The 18118-nt window shown below is 59.3% G+C and carries 15 protein-coding genes; 10 read left to right on the top strand and 5 right to left on the bottom strand.

Annotation, left to right across the window (positions count from 1 at the left end; all coding sequences use genetic code 11):
* The first annotated feature begins 95 nt into the window (after nt 1-95).
* Nucleotides 96-713 (top strand): cell wall hydrolase, encoded by a 618-nt coding sequence (locus N4R57_05210; GenBank protein UYV38474.1) that lies wholly within the window; start codon nt 96-98, stop codon nt 711-713.
* Between the two features lie 11 nt (nt 714-724).
* On the opposite strand, the gene N4R57_05215 is transcribed toward N4R57_05210, so the two are convergent.
* A complete protein-coding gene (locus tag N4R57_05215; protein ID UYV38475.1) occupies nt 725-1723 on the bottom strand; it encodes a DUF2125 domain-containing protein in 999 nt (332 codons plus the stop codon).
* A gap of 81 nt (nt 1724-1804) precedes the next feature.
* On the opposite strand from N4R57_05215, the gene N4R57_05220 reads away from it, so the two are divergent.
* The 8 genes from N4R57_05220 to N4R57_05255 all read left to right on the top strand — a co-directional run bounded on the left by N4R57_05220 (nt 1805) and on the right by N4R57_05255 (nt 10918).
* A complete protein-coding gene (locus N4R57_05220; protein UYV38476.1) occupies nt 1805-2332 on the top strand; it encodes a gamma-glutamylcyclotransferase in 528 nt (175 codons plus the stop codon).
* A gap of 119 nt (nt 2333-2451) precedes the next feature.
* The gene (locus tag N4R57_05225; GenBank protein ID UYV38477.1) at nt 2452-3684 is read left to right on the top strand and encodes a biopolymer transporter ExbB; all 1233 of its coding nucleotides are present in this window, start codon (nt 2452-2454) and stop codon (nt 3682-3684) included.
* Nucleotides 3685-3687: 3 nt separating this feature from the next.
* Complete coding sequence (locus N4R57_05230) at nt 3688-5796, top strand: peptidoglycan -binding protein (protein UYV38478.1); 2109 nt, start codon at nt 3688-3690, stop codon at nt 5794-5796.
* Nucleotides 5797-5911: 115 nt separating this feature from the next.
* Entirely contained in the window at nt 5912-6514 is a 603-nt protein-coding gene (locus N4R57_05235; GenBank protein ID UYV38479.1) for a sulfurase, read from the top strand.
* A 187-nt stretch (nt 6515-6701) separates the two neighbouring features.
* Nucleotides 6702-8378, top strand: a complete 1677-nt coding sequence (locus N4R57_05240; GenBank protein UYV38480.1) for a formate--tetrahydrofolate ligase — start codon at nt 6702-6704, stop codon at nt 8376-8378.
* A gap of 78 nt (nt 8379-8456) precedes the next feature.
* Entirely contained in the window at nt 8457-9341 is an 885-nt protein-coding gene (gene folD / locus N4R57_05245) for a bifunctional methylenetetrahydrofolate dehydrogenase/methenyltetrahydrofolate cyclohydrolase FolD (protein ID UYV38481.1), read from the top strand.
* A gap of 101 nt (nt 9342-9442) precedes the next feature.
* On the top strand, nt 9443-9907 hold the full coding sequence (locus tag N4R57_05250) for a hypothetical protein (GenBank protein ID UYV38482.1): 465 nt from the start codon (nt 9443-9445) through the stop codon (nt 9905-9907).
* Between the two features lie 243 nt (nt 9908-10150).
* Nucleotides 10151-10918 carry a LytTR family transcriptional regulator DNA-binding domain-containing protein gene (locus N4R57_05255; GenBank protein ID UYV38483.1) on the top strand — a complete coding sequence of 256 codons (768 nt, stop codon included), beginning with the start codon at nt 10151-10153 and terminating at the stop codon, nt 10916-10918.
* Between the two features lie 15 nt (nt 10919-10933).
* Here N4R57_05255 and pdeM read toward each other — a convergent pair whose 3' ends face one another.
* The 3 genes from pdeM to N4R57_05270 all read right to left on the bottom strand — a co-directional run bounded on the left by pdeM (nt 10934) and on the right by N4R57_05270 (nt 15902).
* On the bottom strand, nt 10934-11596 hold the full coding sequence (pdeM, locus tag N4R57_05260) for a ligase-associated DNA damage response endonuclease PdeM (GenBank protein UYV38484.1): 663 nt from the start codon (nt 11594-11596) through the stop codon (nt 10934-10936).
* Nucleotides 11597-11658: 62 nt separating this feature from the next.
* Nucleotides 11659-14073 (bottom strand): ligase-associated DNA damage response DEXH box helicase, encoded by a 2415-nt coding sequence (locus N4R57_05265; GenBank protein ID UYV38485.1) that lies wholly within the window; start codon nt 14071-14073, stop codon nt 11659-11661.
* A gap of 521 nt (nt 14074-14594) precedes the next feature.
* Nucleotides 14595-15902, bottom strand: a complete 1308-nt coding sequence (locus tag N4R57_05270; GenBank protein UYV38486.1) for an ATPase — start codon at nt 15900-15902, stop codon at nt 14595-14597.
* Nucleotides 15903-16117: 215 nt separating this feature from the next.
* Here N4R57_05270 and N4R57_05275 point away from each other — a divergent pair, with 215 nt between their 5' ends.
* Entirely contained in the window at nt 16118-17614 is a 1497-nt protein-coding gene (locus N4R57_05275) for a hypothetical protein (GenBank protein ID UYV38487.1), read from the top strand.
* Between the two features lie 6 nt (nt 17615-17620).
* Here N4R57_05275 and N4R57_05280 read toward each other — a convergent pair whose 3' ends face one another.
* Entirely contained in the window at nt 17621-18115 is a 495-nt protein-coding gene (locus tag N4R57_05280; GenBank protein ID UYV38488.1) for a prepilin peptidase, read from the bottom strand.
* Nucleotides 18116-18118: the final 3 nt, after the last annotated feature.

An 18118-nucleotide genomic window follows, 5' to 3' on the forward strand; every position in this document is an offset into this window, starting at 1 on the left:
AATCCCGCAAACTGGACTGAAAGCGAAATTTCAATTAAAACCCGCGTATTAACGGGTCTTATTGATCTTGTGCGTTAGGTGTCTTGGGGGCAAAAATGCGATTTTTAGTGTTCGTTCTAGTCAGCATTGGGCTGGCATTTCCAGCTTTGGCTGATACATCCGTGAAGCAACTGGTTAGCAAAGAAAAGCGCGCATTGGGAACAATTCCCGCGACGCAACTTGATGCTTTGATGAAGCGTCCCAACTCGGCCGGTCCGGTGACCTACAGCGCTCGCTGGCTCGCTTCGCAACCCCGCGCCAAAGGTGGTGCGCAATGGGCCTGCCTTGCCGAAGCACTTTACTTCGAGGCGCGCGGCGAGAGTGTTAAGGGGCAATTTGCGGTTGCAGAAGTCATTCTCAACCGTGTGGACAGCCGCTTGTTTCCGAATTCGGTCTGTGGTGTCGTCAAGCAAGGCACCGGGCGCAAATACGCGTGCCAGTTCACCTATACTTGCGACGGCTACAGCGACGTTATCCGCGAGAAAGCGGCCTATGACCACGTTGGCAAGATTGCCAAGCTTATGCTGAAGGGCGCGCCGCGCCCTCTGACACGCGGTGCAACATATTATCATACCAAGGCCGTGCGCCCGAAATGGTCGCGCAAGTTCACCCGAACGACAACGATTGGCGTTCACCATTTTTATCGCCGTCCAACACGTCTCTCACAGAACTGAAAAACATAGGCTTAGCGCAAACGAATTACGGGGGCTGGTCCAAGCGGGATCGGCCCCAGAGCCATTTGCCCGTTCTTGAAATCTAGCGGCAGATCGAGCGTTTCTTGGTTGCCTGACAGTTGAGCCGCAAGCGAAAGACCCTGTTCCAGCGGATCGATCCATGTGTCGGGGACTGCATTCATCTGGCGCAGGATTGTGATTATATCGCGCCAATTTCGCGCCTTGAGTGTTATCCTCCCGCTGAGGTGTCCGTCGACGCCAATCTCGACCGCTCCCGCCATGGCAAGCTCCAAATCTCCCCATTTCGCTTCGGCGAGCCGCAGCTTTAACCGCGTAGGCTGAGGGCGGCCAGTTTCGATGGTGCTTAAATCCCAAGGGCGGTCAAACTTCATCGTGGCATCAACGCGCAATGCCTCAAGCTGACGTGGCAATGCGCCGCCAGTGCGTAGCGTCAGCGGGCCGGAGAGCGCCGGGGCTAACCCGTCAATATTGGCCGAAAGGCGGTATTCGGAGTCTGCTCCTTCGAGGCGAGAGGCAGCAACTTGCACGCCGCCGAGCGTGGTAATCCCCGCTTTCGTCGTCACGGCCATGGCTTGCGCGACGAGGTTCGCTCGCTCAAACGGCAGACTGGTCTCCGGGGCCATGACAACGCTCGCGCGCATGTCTTCACTGGCGATGTTATAATGGGTAAGGGGCGTCGAGAGGCGCTGCGACTTGGGCCAAACCATGATGACGTGATTGGGCTTGTAGCTGAGCGCGAAAATCTGAAGGAACGCAGCCTCCCACGCCAAACCAGTGGCAGGATCGGCCAACACGGGCTTGTCAAAGGTGGCGTCTATACGATTGGGAAAGCCGTTGATTTCAAGCGCGCTATACTCTGCCTGCCAACCGGCGGCGCGGCGTGCCTCGAACCAGCTTTCAAACCCGCTTTTTGCTCCGCGCATCGCCACATACCAATACACGGACCAGCAGGTCATTATGATGATGACGATCACTAGCAGACGTTTCATAACTCACCCTCTTTTCAGACCGCAACGCATGGTGTTTACAGGGGCTGTATGTAGCGGGCCAGATAACGAAGGACCAGCGGGATGACGATGTGGGTGTTTGGCTATGGTTCTCTGATCTGGAATCCCGGATTTGAGACGCAAGAACGCGTCATTGCGCGGCTTCCCGGATATGCGCGCACGTTTTGCATGCGTTCGGTTCATTACCGTGGCACGCCTGAAAGTCCGGGGTTGGTTCTCGCGCTCGACCAATACGAGGGACATGTTTGCGAAGGCGTGGCTTTGCGCGTCTCGGACGAAGCCCAAGACGAGGTGCTGGCCTATTTGCGCGAACGGGAGCTTGTATCCTACGCCTATAAAGAGATGCGCTTGCAGGTCATTCTGGCCGATGGTCGGATCGAAGAAGCGATCTCTTACGTGGTTGACCCGGATCATGTGCAATATTGTGGTGGGTTAGACCTTGAAGAGCAGGCGCGTATCATTGCCACGGCCCAAGGCGAAAAAGGGCCTAACCACGAATACTTGATCAACACCCAGTCCCATTTGACCGAGCTTGGCATCCACGACCCCGAGATTGATTGGCTGGCCCGGCGCGTGCGTGTCATGCTCTGAGCCTAAATTTCGAGGCGCCATTGTAGAGAGGGCTGAAATCCGCCTAATTTCCTTGGCTTACGGATTTCTTGCCCCTATCATCCCTGCCAAAGAAACAACGTGCCAGGAGCTGTGTCACGATGGACCAGCCGGACCGCGAGGCCGAGCCACACTTTTCACACCCCATTCGCCAGATTGTGCTGATGTTTATGGTATTGGCGATGTCGGGCGTTGGCATTTTCTTTGCCTTGCCGCGGGTGTTGCCGGTGTTCTTGGCGAACCCTTACCTCAATGGCTTTATCGGTTTTGTCTTTGTGATCGGGCTTTTGGCCTGTTTCTGGCAAGTCTATCAGATGAGCCGCTCGGTGCGTTGGATCGAGGCCTTTGCCGGCGGCCGGGCCGAGGCGGAAGGCGTGCGTGCGCCGCAATTGCTTGCGCCATTGGCCACGCTTTTGCGGGCCCGAGGTGCGCGGATGCAGATTTCGTCAAGCTCCGCGCGCTCAATTCTTGATTCCGTCGCCACGCGGATCGACGAAGAGCGCGAGATCACCCGCTATATCGTCAGCATGTTGATTTTCCTCGGACTGCTGGGGACATTCTATGGCTTGGCGACAACGGTGCCTGCGGTGGTCGACACCATTCGTTCGCTTGCGCCGCAAGAGGGCGAGGGCGGCGTAGAAGTGTTCAACCGTCTAATGACCGGTCTGGAGGCACAGCTTGGCGGGATGGGCGTGGCCTTTGCCAGCTCGCTTTTGGGGCTGGCGGGGTCGCTGATTGTTGGGTTGCTGGAGTTATTCGCTGGGCATGGTCAGAACCGTTTCTATCGCGAGCTTGAGGAATGGCTGTCCTCGATCACCCGTATGGGGTTTTCCTCAGGCGACGGTGAAAGTTCTGATGCGGCGATGTTCGCCAGCGTGGTCGACTCTATGGCCGAGCAGATGGAAGAGCTGCAACAGATGTTCACCCAGTCCGACGTCAGCCGGGCGATGGTGGATGAAAAGCTGGGGCATTTGGCCGACGCGATAGAGCGTATGACCTATCGGATGAGCGATCAGACCCCGGTGAACGCCGCGCTGATGCGCGTTGCTGAAGGACAGGAAGCGATCCTTGAGGAAATGCGGCAATCCCCCAAGGTTGGCGGTGAGGCCGGGATCGACGCCGAAAGTCGTATGCGGCTGCGGTCGATCGACGTGCAGATGCTTAGAATTCTGGAAGAGATCAGCGCGGGCCGGCAAGAAACCATGTCCGAGCTGCGCACCGACATCAACGCTTTGGTCCGGGTGTTGAGTGATCAGATGAAAGCCAAACAGCGGCCATTGAAACTGCAAGCGCAGGCCCCCGTTGATGTTCCCAGCAAGGGCGAGGAGGGCTAGGTCATGGCCTTATCCCGGCGCACGGGGCAGAGGTTTCAGGCGGCTATCTGGCCCGGGTTTGTCGATGCGATGACCGGTCTTCTGCTGGTCCTGATGTTTGTGCTGACCATTTTTATGGTGGTGCAATTTGTATTGCGCGAAACGATCAGCGGACAAGAAAGCGAGCTGGACACCTTGTCGGCCGAGGTTGCGGCGCTGGCGCAGGCTTTGGGGTTGGAGCGCAATCGCGCGCAAGGTCTTGAGGCGCGTGTGGGAGAGCTTTCGTCGACGATTGAAGGCGCACAGAAGCAAGCGGAGCAACAACAGGCGGTGATTGCATCGCTCACCGCCGCGCGGGCGGCGCAGGACCGTGCGCTTGAAGCCGCACGTGGTCAGATTGCAAGTTTTGAAGAGCAGGTGGCCGGGCTCCTTGCCGCGCAAAAAGATAGTCGCGCCACGATTTCGGCGCTTGAGGCCAAGCAGGCTGAACTTGTCACCGCTCAAGAGGCGCTCAACCTGTCGCTTGCACAGGCGAGGAGCGAGATTGATGCGGGAACAGAGGCGGCGCGTCTGGCGGCGGCAAAGCGCGCGGCGTTGGAGGCTCTGATTGCGGGGTTGCAAGCCGACAAGACCGGCCTAGAGGCGCGGCTTAGCGAAGAAGAAGCGGGCCGGTTGGCAGAAACGGCGGCGGCGCAGGCTTTGCGGGACAAGCTCAAATCCGCGAATGCCGAGTTGACAGCAATGACGCTGTCACTGGAGGCGCAACGTAAAGCTGCCGAGGATACGCTCACTTTGTTGGCGGCAGCCCAAGCGGCGAAAGAAGACCTAGATTTGCGTTTGGCGGCGGCTCTTTTAGAGAGCGAAAAGGCGCAATCCGGGCTGGAAGCGCGGCTTGCAACGCTGGAGGCCGCGTTGTCGGACGCCAAAGCGAAGGCGGCAGGGCTGCAAACACAGCTTGCCGCCTCGGACGCCGCGCTTAAGGCCGCACAGAGCGGCATGACCACCGAAGCATCCAAATTCGAAGCGCGGCTGGCGGCCGTGCAAGCGGCGTTGGATGCCGCGGTTAAGGAAAAAGCGACGCTTGAACAAACCGCGACCACGCTTGAAGAGAAGCTGGCCGCTGCCGAGGCGGCGTTGGCTGCGTCAAAACGCGAGACTGCTGTGGCGAGCGAGAAATCGGCCAGTGAACGCGCAGCGCTTGAGGCGCGGCTGGCGGCGGCGCTTGCAGATATAGAGGTGGCTAATGTTGGCAAGGTCGAACGCACTGCGCTTCGGGATCAGCTCCGCGCGGCGCTGGCGGCGAAACTTGCTGCGGAAGAGAAGGCACAACGCGCGCTCACCGAGGCGCAAACGCAAGCGGCTTTGCTATCAACGGCCAAGGATGAATTGGGTCGCAAAACCAATGCTGTCACTGAAGCGCAAAAACAGCACACCCTGCTCAATCAGCAGGTTGCGGCGTTACGCACTCAGCTTGGCGGACTTCAGGCTTTGCTTGACGATTACAAAACGCGCGATGCGGCGGCGCAGGTTCAGTTGCAGACTTTGGGAGCGGATTTGAACGCGGCGCTGGCGCGGGCCGTGTCAGAGGAACGCAAGCGTCGCCAACTTGAGGAAGCCGAGGCCAAGCGATTGGCCGAAGAAAAGCGTCGCCTTGAGGCAGAAAAGAAAGACCTTGAGAAATACCGCTCTGAATTCTTTGGCAGGCTGCGCGATGTGCTTGGCAGCAAACAAGGCGTGAAGATCGTGGGCGACCGGTTTGTGTTCTCGTCCGAGGCCCTATTTCCACCGGGGCAGGCGGGGCTGTCACGTGAGGGGCAGGCACAGATCGGCGATGTCGCGCAGCTTTTGCAGGAGGTTGCCCGCGATATTCCGGAAAACATCGACTGGATCATTCAGGTCGATGGGCACACCGACAACGTGCCTCTTTCAGGATTGGGGGAGTTCGCTGACAATTGGGAGTTGTCGCAGGCACGGGCGTTGTCCGTGGTGCGTTACCTTAGCCAGAACCTTGGGATTCCGCCCTTTCGCCTGTCTGCAAACGGGTTTGGTGAATACCAACCGGTGGCGCAGGGCGATAGCGAGGCTGCTCGTGCGCAAAACCGTCGGATCGAACTGAAGCTGACCGAACGCTGACCCTTTGCTGATTTGCGGCTGGCATCGCCGCCAGTTTCAAACGGGTCACAAAAGATGATTTGAACCCTGCTCCATTGCAGGACAGGGTGCGGGACATCAACAAGGAAATTTCGATATGCCTGCTTTGAAAGCGACAGAATTCTATGGAGAAATCACCTGGCTTGGGCGCGTGGCCAATCGCGAAGCGGCTTTGGCTGCCGAGCGGCTTGAAAGTGCCGAGTTGGAGTGGTCCGGGATCGCTGGAGAAGCGCATGGCGGGGTGACGCGAGCGTCGTGCTCGCGCGTGCTGGATCAACATCCGCGTGGCACGGAAATTCGCAATGTGCGGCAACTGTCGGTCCTATCGACTGAGGATCTGGCGCAAATTGCGACGCGTATGGAGTTGGAAGGCATGCTAGAGCCGAGCTGGCTTGGCGCGTCGCTTGTGCTTGCGGGTTTGCCGGACCTGACCCATCTGCCACCGAGTTCACGGCTGCAAGCGCCCTCTGGTGCAACATTGGTTGTGGACATGGAAAACCGTCCCTGCCATTTGCCCGCTCCTGTCATAGAAGAGACGCATCCGGGCTTTGGCAAGCGGTTCAAAGCCGCCGCCAATGCCCTGCGCGGTGTGACGGCATGGGTGGAACGCCCCGGTGGGATCGCCCTTGGTGACAAGTTGAGACTTCACATTCCTGATCAACCGGCGTGGCCGCATCTTGAGGCCGCGCGCGGCGGGTGAGTGCGAGGCCTGTGGCCGCGTCGAGCAGGTTGATTGCGCGAATTTTCTTTCCGATGCGAAACCCGTTGCAGTGCCGCCGCCGCTACCGGTGCTGAAAATGTCGGATTCGCTCCCGCGATTGCCATGACAGCAGCGTAAGAGCGATAGATAACGATCATGCCCACGCAGCAGGAAAAGGTGCGCGCCCATGTCTTATAAGTCAGATATCGAAATTGCCCGCGAGGCCAAGAAACGCCCGATTCAAGAGATCGGAGCAAAACTTGGCATTGGTTCGGACGATTTGCTTCCCTATGGCCACGACAAAGCCAAGGTGAGTCAGGAGTTCATCAACTCGGTTCAGGGCAACAAAGATGGCAAGCTGATCCTTGTGACCGCGATCAACCCGACCCCCGCAGGCGAAGGCAAGACGACAACCACTGTCGGGCTGGGTGATGGGCTGAACCGGATCGGCAAGAAAGCGGCGATTTGTATTCGCGAAGCCTCGCTTGGGCCGTGCTTTGGCATGAAGGGCGGGGCCGCTGGTGGTGGCTATGCTCAAGTGGTGCCGATGGAGGAAATGAACCTGCATTTCACCGGTGATTTTCACGCTATCACCTCGGCGCATAACCTGCTGAGTGCGCTGATCGACAACCACATTTATTGGGGCAACGAGCTTGAGATTGATGAGCGCCGGATTGCGTGGCGTCGGGTGATGGACATGAATGACCGCGCGCTGCGTGACACGGTTGTGTCGTTGGGCGGGGTGGCCAATGGGTTCCCGCGTCAGACGGGGTTTGATATCACTGTCGCCTCGGAAGTCATGGCGATCCTGTGCCTTGCGACCAGCCTTGAAGACCTGCAAAAAAGGTTGGGGGATATTATTGTCGCCTACACCCGCGAGCGGCAGGCGATTTACGCCCGTGACATCGGCGCCGATGGCGCGATGACCGTTCTGTTGAAGGATGCAATGCAACCCAATCTGGTGCAGACGTTGGAGAACAACCCGGCCTTTGTGCATGGTGGACCGTTCGCCAATATCGCCCACGGCTGTAATTCGGTCATCGCGACAACGACAGCTTTGAAAATCGCCGATTACGTGGTGACCGAAGCCGGCTTCGGAGCCGATCTTGGGGCCGAGAAGTTCATGAACATCAAGTGCCGCAAGGCCGGGATTGCGCCTGATTGTGTCGTCCTTGTTGCCACGGTTCGTGCGATGAAGATGAACGGAGGGGTGGCCAAGGCGGACCTTGGTCAGGAAAACGTGCAGGCGGTCAATGATGGGTGTCCGAACCTCGGGCGGCATATCGGGAACCTCAAGGCATTCGGCGTGCCCGTGGTTGTGGCGATCAACCATTTCGTCACCGACACAGACGCCGAAGTTCAAGCCGTGATCGATTATGTCCAAGGTCAGGGATCGGAAGCAATCCTTTGCCAGCATTGGGAAAAAGGCAGCGAAGGCACCGCCGCACTGGCCACCCGGGTTGCCGAGATTGCCGATGCGGGCGTGTCGCAGTTCGCGCCGCTTTATCGCGATGAGTTGAGCTTGTTCGAAAAAATCGAGACCATTGCCAAGCGAATTTATCGCGCTGACGAGGTGCTGGCGGACAAGAAGATCCGCGATCAATTGCGCCAATGGGAAGAGGCCGGGTTTGGCCATCTGCCGGTCTGTATGGCCAAGACTCAATACAGTTTTTCGACCGATCCGAACCTGCGTGGCGCGCCCACCGGGCATAGCGTGCCGGTGCGTGAAGTGCGGCTTTCTGCTGGGGCGGGGTTCATCGTGGTGATCTGTGGTGAGATCATGACGATGCCGGGCTTGCCGCGCAAACCTGCCGCGCTTGAGATCGGGTTGAACGATGCGGGCGATATTGAGGGCCTATTCTAAGCAAACCGGCTTGACACCCGCCCGTTGCAGGGCAAGTAGAGCGGGTGTCAGGTGAAGCCCAGCGGAGGGAACAATCAGATGACGGCAACGATCATTGACGGCAAGGCCTTTGCCGCAACTGTGCGCGAGAAAGTCGCCGGGCATGTCGCCCGCCTCAAGTCAGATCATGGCATCACGCCGGGGTTGGCTGTGGTGCTGGTGGGTGAAGATCCAGCAAGCCAAGTTTATGTGCGCTCGAAGGGGAAAATGACGGCAGAAGTCGGCATGAATTCCTACGAGCACAAGCTGGACGCGGCGACGCCGGAAGGCGATCTTTTGGCGTTGATTGAACAGTTGAACAATGATGCGGATGTGCATGGAATTCTTGTGCAATTGCCGTTGCCGGAACACTTGAACGAAGACCTTGTGATCAACGCTATTGATCCAGCCAAAGACGTCGATGGGTTTCACATCTCGAATGTTGGGTTGTTGGGCACGGGCCAGAAAAGCATGGTGCCCTGCACGCCTTTGGGCTGTTTGATGATGCTGCGAGAGCATCACGGGAGCTTGAGCGGGTTGGATGCGGTTGTGGTTGGCCGGTCCAACATTGTGGGCAAACCGATGGCGCAGCTTCTGCTTGGTGACAGCTGCACCGTGACAATTGCCCATTCGCGGACCAAGGATTTGCCCGACGTGGTGCGCCGTGCGGATATTGTTGTGGCCGCTGTTGGACGGCCCGAAATGATCCCGGGCGACTGGATCAAACCGGGGGCGACCGTGATCGACGTAGGTATCAACCGCGTCGAGGGCCGCAAGGGGCTTTTGGGTGACGTGGATTTTGCCAGTTGCGTCGAGGTGGCCGGTGCGATCACCCCGGTGCCAGGCGGCGTTGGGCCGATGACCATTGCGTGCTTGCTTGCCAATACCGTCACGGCCTGTAGCCGCGCGAACGGGCTGCAAGAGCCCGAGGGGCTAACGGCGTAACGTCAATTTACGACTCTACAACTATTCGGCGATCACCTGCTTGCATCTAGCTCCCCGCTTGGGGTATTTAAGCGGGGCAGTCACGAAAAAGCATCGTTGTTTTGTCAGACACTTATGCAAATTTCCCCACCAGTTTCTTTCGCGCGGTGTTCCGCCCGCTCGCGGTGGTAATATGGCTGTCGGTCTCTGGTGTCGCCGCTTTGGCGGGCCCGTTTGGCACCTATGAAATCTTTCCGTTTGAAACCCGCCTGACGTATTGGATCGTCGTTGTCGGGCTCTCGGTCTTCTTGGGACGTGCGATTAGGCTCATTTCCGAGAGGGTGCTGAGCCAGAATCCAATATGGCTTGAGATTTTCTCAGTAAGCACGATGACGCTCGTTCTTACCGTAATTCTGTGGTTTTTGACGCCGCTGCTGCTCGGGGTATCCAACCGGCTGACACCATCATTTGAACGTATGACGCTCTATGTGCTGACCGTGTCGATCTCGGTCGCTGTGGTGCGCCGTTGGGCGGTGGCGCGCATGCTGAGGTGCCGATCGCCGCAAATGGGAGCCATCCTCGGCTGATGGCGCGGCTGCCGGAGCATATGAAAGGCACGGTGCTTCGCTTGTCGGGGCGGGACCACCACGTTGAAGTTGTTACGGAAAATGGGTTGACGACAATTCGCATGCGGTTGGCTGATGCGATTGCAGAGAGCTAACGGCGTAACGTCAATTTACGACTCTACAACTATTCGGCGATCACCTGCTTGCATCTAGCTCCCCGCTTGGGGTATTTAAGCGGGGCAGTCACGAAAAAGCATCGTTGTTTTGTCAGACACTTATGCAAATTTCCCCACCAGTTTCTTTCGCGCGGTGTTCCGCCCGCTCGCGGTGGTAATATGGCTGTCGGTCTCTGGTGTCGCCGCTTTGGCGGGCCCGTTTGGCACCTATGAAATCTTTCCGTTTGAAACCCGCCTGACGTATTGGATCGTCGTTGTCGGGCTCTCGGTCTTCTTGGGACGTGCGATTAGGCTCATTTCCGAGAGGGTGCTGAGCCAGAATCCAATATGGCTTGAGATTTTCTCAGTAAGCACGATGACGCTCGTTCTTACCGTAATTCTGTGGTTTTTGACGCCGCTGCTGCTCGGGGTATCCAACCGGCTGACACCATCATTTGAACGTATGACGCTCTATGTGCTGACCGTGTCGATCTCGGTCGCTGTGGTGCGCCGTTGGGCGGTGGCGCGCGCTGATGCTGAGGTGCCGATCGCCGCAAATGGGAGCCATCCTCGGCTGATGGCGCGGCTGCCGGAGCATATGAAAGGCACGGTGCTTCGCTTGTCGGGGCGGGACCACCACGTTGAAGTTGTTACGGAAAATGGGTTGACGACAATTCGCATGCGGTTGGCTGATGCGATTGCAGAGATGGAAGCTGTAACAGGGGTTCGCACCCATCGGTCGCATTGGGTTGCGCTTGCGGCGATTGTCGGGGTGGAGCGTGAGCAGGGGCGTGTCGTCCTGCAACTTGCCAACGGTGATCAAGTGCCGGTAAGCCGCAAATATAGTCCGGCGCTGGAAGCCGAGAACATTATCTGAGCGGTGGGCGCCGTTCTAGCGCGGCATCGGGATCGGCGCGGGAAATGGTCCCGTTAACACTGCAATTGCTTCTTCGCGCATGAGGTCGGACAATACCGTATCGTGCGAGTGCAGGCCGCCGGTATAGGTGCCAAACGCCGGCATGATGACCCGATCACCGTCGATCAGGAAACAGGGCCGCGTGATGCTGCGCCCCTTGGTCGAAAGCCGGGCCTTGGGGTGGTAGTGGCCAGAGATGTCTCCGGCTTGCGACACTTGGGCGATATGGCGGAAAACCAGAGGGTTGAGCGGCAATTCAGCCAGATGTGTCCCACCAAGGTCGACCGGGCCGGGATCATGGTTGCCTTCGATCCAGACCCAACGGCGCCCGGCTTGAAGCCGCGAAATCCACAGTTTTTCCTGATCCGACAGGGCATCCGCGGCGTCGCGATCATCAAAGGTATCGCCAAGGCAAACAACGGTTTGCGCCTCGGTTGCGGCCAGTTCGGCATCGAGGCGCGATAGGGTGTCGTGGGTCTCGTACGGGGGCAGGGTGGCGCCACCGCGCCGCGCCAACCGTTCGGATTTGCCAAGGTGAAGATCGGACACGCAAAGCAAGTTGCGCGCAGGCCAATAAAGCGCGCCGGATCCGCGCGCCTGCAAATCTGCGCCAGACAGGGTGAACTCGTATCCGTCCATGCCCTGTTGTTGACCGCTAGAACCTTGTATTGCAAGGGCTATTCGCGGAGCGTCAGCGAGATTTACAGATGTGGATCAGGCCGGGCCAACCCGGCGGCCTGCATCAGGCGCTCGGTCTCTTGTTTGAGCAGGCGCTCTTCGGCTTCGCCTTGAACCGGGACCTTGCCAACTTCGAGGAACAGCGGTGCGGCCAAGGGGGTGACGCGGTCAAGACGGGTCGTTTCGATGCGCCCGTGAACCCGGCGGGCCATGTCCTCGATCCTTGCGAAATCGACAAGGCCGCGCATGGCTTCGGTTCGGGTGACTTGCATCAGCAGGTGATCGGCGTCGTATTTCAGCAGCGTTTCATAAAGGATGTCCGAGGAAAACGTAGCCTGCCGCCCGGTTTTGCGCTGTCCCGGCATGTTGCGTTCGATCAGCCCGGCGATGGTGGCCACGCCGCGAAAGGTGCGTTTCATGACGGCATTCCCGGCGAGCCAACCGTCAAGCCCGTCGCGCAAGCGCGCGAGGTCAAACAGCGGCGCGGCATCGTCGATCGGGTCAAGCCCCCAGATGAGCGTGGCATAATCCGTCGCGACAAAGCCGAGTGGGGCGAGGCCCATTTCCTCCATCCGTTTGGTAAGCAAAAGGCCCAATGTTTGTTGGGCATTCTTGCCCGCAAATCCATAGACGCAAATATGCTCTCGTCCGTCATGAGGGAAGCTTTCGACCAACAAACGCCCCGGCTGAGGCAGGCTGGAAACGCGGGTCTGGAGGTGCAGCCACTCGCGGGTATGGTCGGGCAATTCGGGCCAGTCGCGCTGTTTGAACATCCGCAAGACGCGCTGTGACAGCTGGGTTGAGGTGGCGAATTTCGTGCCTGAGAAAACAGCAAGTTTCGGCTTGCGCCCCTTATCGCGAGAGACCTCAACTGTCATTTCCTTCAGGCCTTCGTATCGCACGATTTTACCGCCGATAAGGAATGTATCGCCTTGGGAAAGCGAGGCGGCAAATGCCTCTTCAACCTCGCCCAGAGCGGGACCGCGCCCGCGCATGCGCACTTTTAGCAGGTCGGCATCCTGAATGGTGCCGATATTCATCCGGATACGCGCGGCGGCGCGGGGGTCACGCAATTGCCAGGCGCCGTTGCGCTCCTGTAACCTTTGCCAGCGGTCATAGGTGCGAAAAGCATAACCGCCGGTCGCGACGAAATCGAGACAGGCGTCAAAAGTGTCACGTGACAGGGTCACATAGGGGCCAGCGCTCACAATCTCAGAAAATAGTTTATCGTCGGTAAACGGACCGGAACAGGCCGCGATGAGGATATGCTGGCAGAGCACGTCAAGCGGTCCGCTGCCGCGCGGGTCGCCATCAAGATCGTTCTCACGCGCCGCTGCAAGGGCGGCATGGCATTCGATGACCTCAAAGCGGTTGGCGGGCACCAGAAGCGCCTTGGAGGGTGCGTTGTAGCGGTGATTGGCGCGGCCAATCCGCTGGACGAGGCGCTTGACGTTTTTGGGCGCGCCGACCTGAATGACAAGGTCCACATCGCCCCAATCGAGCCCGAGATCGAGGCTGCCGGTACACACGATGGCGCGCAGGTCGCCGCGCACCATGGCGGCTTCGACTTTTTCACGCTGGGCCCGGTCGAGAGAGCCATGATGGATCCCGATGGGTAGGCCGTCTTCGTTGGCAAGCCACAGATTATGAAAGAAAATTTCCGCCTGCGCGCGGGTGTTGTGAAAGATCAGTGTGGTCTTGTGCGCCTTGACCTGCTCAAGCACCGCGGGGATCGCATAAGCCGCGCCGCCGCCCGACCATGGCGGTGCTTCGGCGGTGTCTAGCATGGCGATGTCGGGGGCAGGACCAGGGTCGGCACAAATTACTGCGCAGGGATCGGGATGACAGGCCAGAAGACCGGCGATGTCATCCGGTCGGTCGACCGTCGCCGAGAGCCCGACGCGCCGCAGTCCGGGCGCGAGGGTTTGCAGCCGCGACAGGGCGAGAAACAGCTGATCGCCGCGTTTGGATTCAGCCAGCGCATGGATTTCATCGACGATAACGCGTTGTAACCCTTTGAAAATATGCGGCGCGTCGGGGTAGGAGGTCAAAAGCGCAAGGCTTTCTGGCGTGGTGAGGAGAATATGCGGCGGATCGACTCTCTGTGCCTTCTTGCGGGTTGCGGTGGTGTCGCCGGTGCGATCGTCAATTCGGATGGGTAGCCCCATCTCGTCAACCGGGGTGCGAAGGTTGCGTTTGATGTCCGATGCGAGGGCTTTGAGCGGCGAAATATAGAGCGTATGCAAGCCCTTATGCGGTTCAGAGGCCAACTCGGAAAGGGTTGGCAGAAAGCCTGCAAGCGTTTTGCCACCGCCAGTCGGCGCGATCAAAAGCAGCGCAGGTTCATCGGCGCGTGCCAACATCTCAAGCTGATGAGGATGCGCAGACCAGCCGCGGGCATCAAACCAATCAGAAAGAGGGGAAGGCAGGGCTGTCATACCCAATGGTTTAGAGAAGCTTGCACCATCGTGCGAGAGGGTTAATTGCGTTCAGGTCCTCAAATCAAAGTGTATGACTCGCGGCTGACATCCGGCTGACTCCCGGCTGCCGTCTGAGCCGGTATTTATGAACGCGTCATTAAGTTAATGGAGCGCACGGTCGGGTTTCTTCAATTGTAAAAATACCCAAATCCGACGACGCCGCGTTGTGACACCGTTCGCCGCGTAAGCGCAACCTTTGCCACAAGCATGCGCCGAGCGAAGCGAGGCGCCCCCCGGCGACGCCGAAGGCGGCGCAAGACCTGAAAACGGGGGCCAGACAGTATCTTTGCGTCCCTTCGGTGCGACACGCTCAGGCTTAACTTGGGGCCAGCCCCACACGCTGGTTTAAGTGGGGAGCCAGCCCCCAAACGCGGGTTAAAGTGGGGGCCAGCCCCCACACCCCCGGGATATTTCCAGTCAGATGAAGGGCAAAGGCCTGCGCATTTTGGGGCAGGCCTTTGCTTGGGGGTGGCGGGGGTTTATTTCACGATCTTCTCGTTTTTGACGAACATGTTCGCCCATGCGCGGTCGATCAGTTCGGGAGACATCTTGTAGGGGATGCCTTCGAAGTCGCAGACCGAGATCATTTGGTCGATCAGGAAGATCGGTTGGTAGTTTGCGTAGATGTTCTTGATCGTCGGATATTTTACTTTGAGCAGGTGAACCAGCGACGCCTCGTCCAGTTCCATGCCGCGTTTTCGGGCGACCATGGCGAAGATTTTGAGGAAGTCTTCCTGGTTCGGGCCGTCGATTTTGATCTTGAAGAAGATCCGGCGCAGGGCCGCTTGGTCGAAGATCTCGTTCGGGTGGAAGTTGGTGGAGAAGATAACCAGCGTGTCGAAGGGCACTTCGAATTTTTCGCCCGATTGCAGCGCGAGGATGTCTTTGCTTTCTTCCAGCGGAACGATCCAGCGGTTGACGAGCGCCTGTGGCGGTTCCTGTTGGCGGCCCAAGTCATCGACGATGAAGATGCCGCCGGTGGATTTGAGTTGCAGCGGCGCCTGATAGGTTCGCGCGGTCGGGTTGTAGACGAGGTCGAGCATGTCGAGTGTCAGCTCACCGCCGGTAATCACGGTGGGGCGGTCACAGCGGACATAGCGCGTGTCGAATTGCGTGCGACGGCGCAGCGAATTGGGGTCGTCGGCGTCTTCTTCGGCGGCGGAGTGCACGATCGGGTCATAGACTGTGATGACCTGACCCGAGTATTCTATGGCGCGCGGCACATAGACCTTGTCGCCCATGGCATCGCGGATGCCATTGGAGATCGAGGATTTACCGTTGCCCGGCGGGCCATACATCAGGATCGAGCGGCCCGCGCCCACGGCCGGGCCGAGGTGGTCGAGCAATTCGGGCGGCAGCACCAGATGGCCCATCGCCCCGGTCAATTGGTCACGTGTGATCTGGACATTGCGGATCGACTGTCGCTTGACCTGTTCGCGGTAAACCTCGAGCGGGACGGGCATGGCCCCGAAGTATTCCGATTGGGCCAGCGCGTCGAGCGCGCGGGCCTTGCCCGCATCGGTCAGCTGGTAGCCCATTTCGCCGCCGGAGTTGGCGCTGAGCGTGCCGGTTGCTTCGAGCAAACGCTGTTCGCGTGACAGGTCAACCAGTTCCTGTGTCACCTGCCGGGGCAGGCACACGGCCTTGGCCAGTTCGGTCACTTCGGTCACGTTCTTGCGGAAGATGGTTTTTAGAAGAATGTCGCGCATCATCACGACGGGAAGCTTCATCTCTTCCATCTTCTTGGGCGGCGGGGGCGCCATAACGGCTGTGGGCTGCATGTTCATCGCAATACGCCTGTATCTCTACTTGGTTATGGCGCGATAGGCTGCGCCCTGAATGCTCGACTGCGCGTTTCGCGCTTATGTGCAGGAGTTTACCGCGATAGCGGGAACCGCCCAAACAAAATCCGTGCAATGGTTAGAATGCCTCAATAAAGTGCAGGAAAAATGGAACGGTTGAGCGAATGCAGGCAAATCCAAGGATTGTTTTGGGCGTCATTATGGCCGCAGTCGCGGTTTTGGCAGGGTTTGCCGCGCTGAGCGGAGGTTTTTGGGTCGCCAAGCATGAGACCGATACGCTTCATTTGTTCGATATTGTCCTGCGTCGCGCCGCGGGGGAGGTGCCCCATATAGATTATATGACCCCTTTGGGGGTGCTGGCGTTTGAGCCATTCGCGCTGTTGCATCGCGCGGGGCTTGAGCTGGGGGCGGCGTTGGTTTGGGGGCAGGTATTGGTGGCGGCTGTGTTGGCGCCAGCGGCGTGGTGGGTCGCGGTGCGGCGCATGCCGATGCCGGTGGCCATCGCGTTTGGCCTGATGATCGTGCTGTTGGCCGCAGGGATGGTCTATGGCGGGACCGACACCAAGCTGTCGCTGTCGATGCATTACAACCGCTGGGCCTGGGCGTTGGCGTTTTTGGCGTTGGCCGTTGTGGCCTTGCCCGCAGAGCGCGAAGCGCCGTTGGCTGACGGGTGTGTTGTTGGCTTGGCGATGGCTGCGCTGGCGGTGATCAAGGCGACGTATTTTGTGGCCTTTGCCCCGGCGGTTTTGGTTGGGTTGGTCCTGCGTGGGATGGGGCGGACCTTGGGCGTGGCGGCATTGGCGGGGCTTGGGGTGCTCGGCGTGCTGACGCTTTCCTTTGGGGGGGCGATTTGGTCCGCTTATGTCGGTGATTTGCTGGCGGTCATGGGTTCGGACGTGCGGGCGGCCCCGGCGGGGGCGGCATGGGCCGAGGTTGTGCTGTCGCCGAAATACGCCGGCAGCACATTTCTGGCTGTGGCGACGGTGATGATGCTGCGCAGAAGGCCGGAGCACCGGGGTGTTTGGCTGGTTCTGGCGCTGATGCTGCCCGGCGCGCTTTATGCGACGTATCAGAATTTTGGCAATGACCCGATGTGGTTGCTGTTCTGGGCGGTGGTGATGTTCTCCCTGCCCGAGGCGGCAGTTGGCTGGGGTCGGGAGAGGGTGATCGGGGCTGTGGCCGTGGCTTTGATCCTGCCGGTGGCGTTGAACATCGCGATCAGCCCGGCGCGGCAGCTGGTGCAGCCCAAGGCGGTGTTTTCACGCATGTTTCCCGATGCCGAGGGCCGCAGCGACGTGTTTGCCGTGACCGCGCGGATGGAAACGATTGAGGGGCGCATGGCATTGGCCAAGGAGGGCGGCAAGTGTCAGCTTGCGGGCGGGGCCGTGGGTTGGATGCGGGCACAGGCCGATGCTTTGGTTGAGGCGCAGCACGGCGAGGCGAAAGTGTTCGTGGCCGATCTGTTCAACGCGCTGTGGTTGTTTGGCGATGTCGAGCGGCTACGCAACGGGGCGCCGTGGGTCTATGGCGGCTTGCCCGGCTTTGATGAGGCCGAGGTGCTGGTGGTGCCCAAATGCCCGATCGACAAGCGGCTGAGTGCGCGGATGAACGAGCGCATCATGATGCAGCTGAGCGGTGTGAAGCTGACGCAGGATTTCGAGAATGACCTGATGGTGGTTTACGAAATCAGCCGGTGAACCGGCTTAGCTTCCGTACCAGATGCCGAGGCCGATGTAGGCGGCCAGCGTGTTGCCGAGCGCGAGGCCCATGGGGAAATCCCAACCGCGGCTCCAGCTTTCCCAATTGGGGGCAAGATTGCGCAGGCGGCTGTGCAGCGCCAGCCGGTGGGTGGCATAGGCGGCCAGCAGGTTGGCGGCAAACAGCGGCAGGATCAGACGCAGATCGCCGCTGGCAATAAAGGGGGCGGCGGCGGCGGCGAATTTGGCATCCCCCGCGCCAATCATCCCCGCCGCGTTCATCACGATACCCACCAGAAGGATGAGAACGAGTTGTCCCAGACGCCATGCGAATTCGGGGAGGGGCATGAAAAACAGCCCCATCACGAGGAAGATCGCCACCAGCGTCATCACCGCCTTGTTGGGGATGCGCATGGTCGCCATGTCGGACCACGCGACCCACGCACAGACGGGCCAGACGAAGGGTGCAAACCACATCGCCGAAAGCTGGGTGATCTCCATCTT

It is taken from the genome of Rhodobacteraceae bacterium D3-12 (assembly GCA_025916135.1).
Classification (GTDB): Bacteria; Pseudomonadota; Alphaproteobacteria; order Rhodobacterales; family Rhodobacteraceae; genus JAKGBX01.

What these genes read in the sequence shown, in the direction of transcription:
- N4R57_05235 (UYV38479.1), top strand. Translation starts at nt 5,912, where the DNA reads ATGCCTGCTTTGAAAGCGACAGAATTCTATGGAGAAATCACCTGGCTT.
- N4R57_05265 (UYV38485.1), bottom strand. Translation starts at nt 14,073, where the DNA reads ATGACAGCCCTGCCTTCCCCTCTTTCTGATTGGTTTGATGCCCGCGGC.
- N4R57_05275 (UYV38487.1), top strand. Translation starts at nt 16,118, where the DNA reads ATGGCCGCAGTCGCGGTTTTGGCAGGGTTTGCCGCGCTGAGCGGAGGT.
- N4R57_05280 (UYV38488.1), bottom strand. Translation starts at nt 18,115, where the DNA reads ATGGAGATCACCCAGCTTTCGGCGATGTGGTTTGCACCCTTCGTCTGG.
- N4R57_05225 (UYV38477.1), top strand. Translation starts at nt 2,452, where the DNA reads ATGGACCAGCCGGACCGCGAGGCCGAGCCACACTTTTCACACCCCATT.
- N4R57_05210 (UYV38474.1), top strand. Translation starts at nt 96, where the DNA reads ATGCGATTTTTAGTGTTCGTTCTAGTCAGCATTGGGCTGGCATTTCCA.
- N4R57_05215 (UYV38475.1), bottom strand. Translation starts at nt 1,723, where the DNA reads ATGAAACGTCTGCTAGTGATCGTCATCATCATAATGACCTGCTGGTCC.
- folD (UYV38481.1), top strand. Translation starts at nt 8,457, where the DNA reads ATGACGGCAACGATCATTGACGGCAAGGCCTTTGCCGCAACTGTGCGC.
- pdeM (UYV38484.1), bottom strand. Translation starts at nt 11,596, where the DNA reads ATGGACGGATACGAGTTCACCCTGTCTGGCGCAGATTTGCAGGCGCGC.
- N4R57_05220 (UYV38476.1), top strand. Translation starts at nt 1,805, where the DNA reads ATGACGATGTGGGTGTTTGGCTATGGTTCTCTGATCTGGAATCCCGGA.
- N4R57_05270 (UYV38486.1), bottom strand. Translation starts at nt 15,902, where the DNA reads ATGAACATGCAGCCCACAGCCGTTATGGCGCCCCCGCCGCCCAAGAAG.
- N4R57_05230 (UYV38478.1), top strand. Translation starts at nt 3,688, where the DNA reads ATGGCCTTATCCCGGCGCACGGGGCAGAGGTTTCAGGCGGCTATCTGG.
- N4R57_05240 (UYV38480.1), top strand. Translation starts at nt 6,702, where the DNA reads ATGTCTTATAAGTCAGATATCGAAATTGCCCGCGAGGCCAAGAAACGC.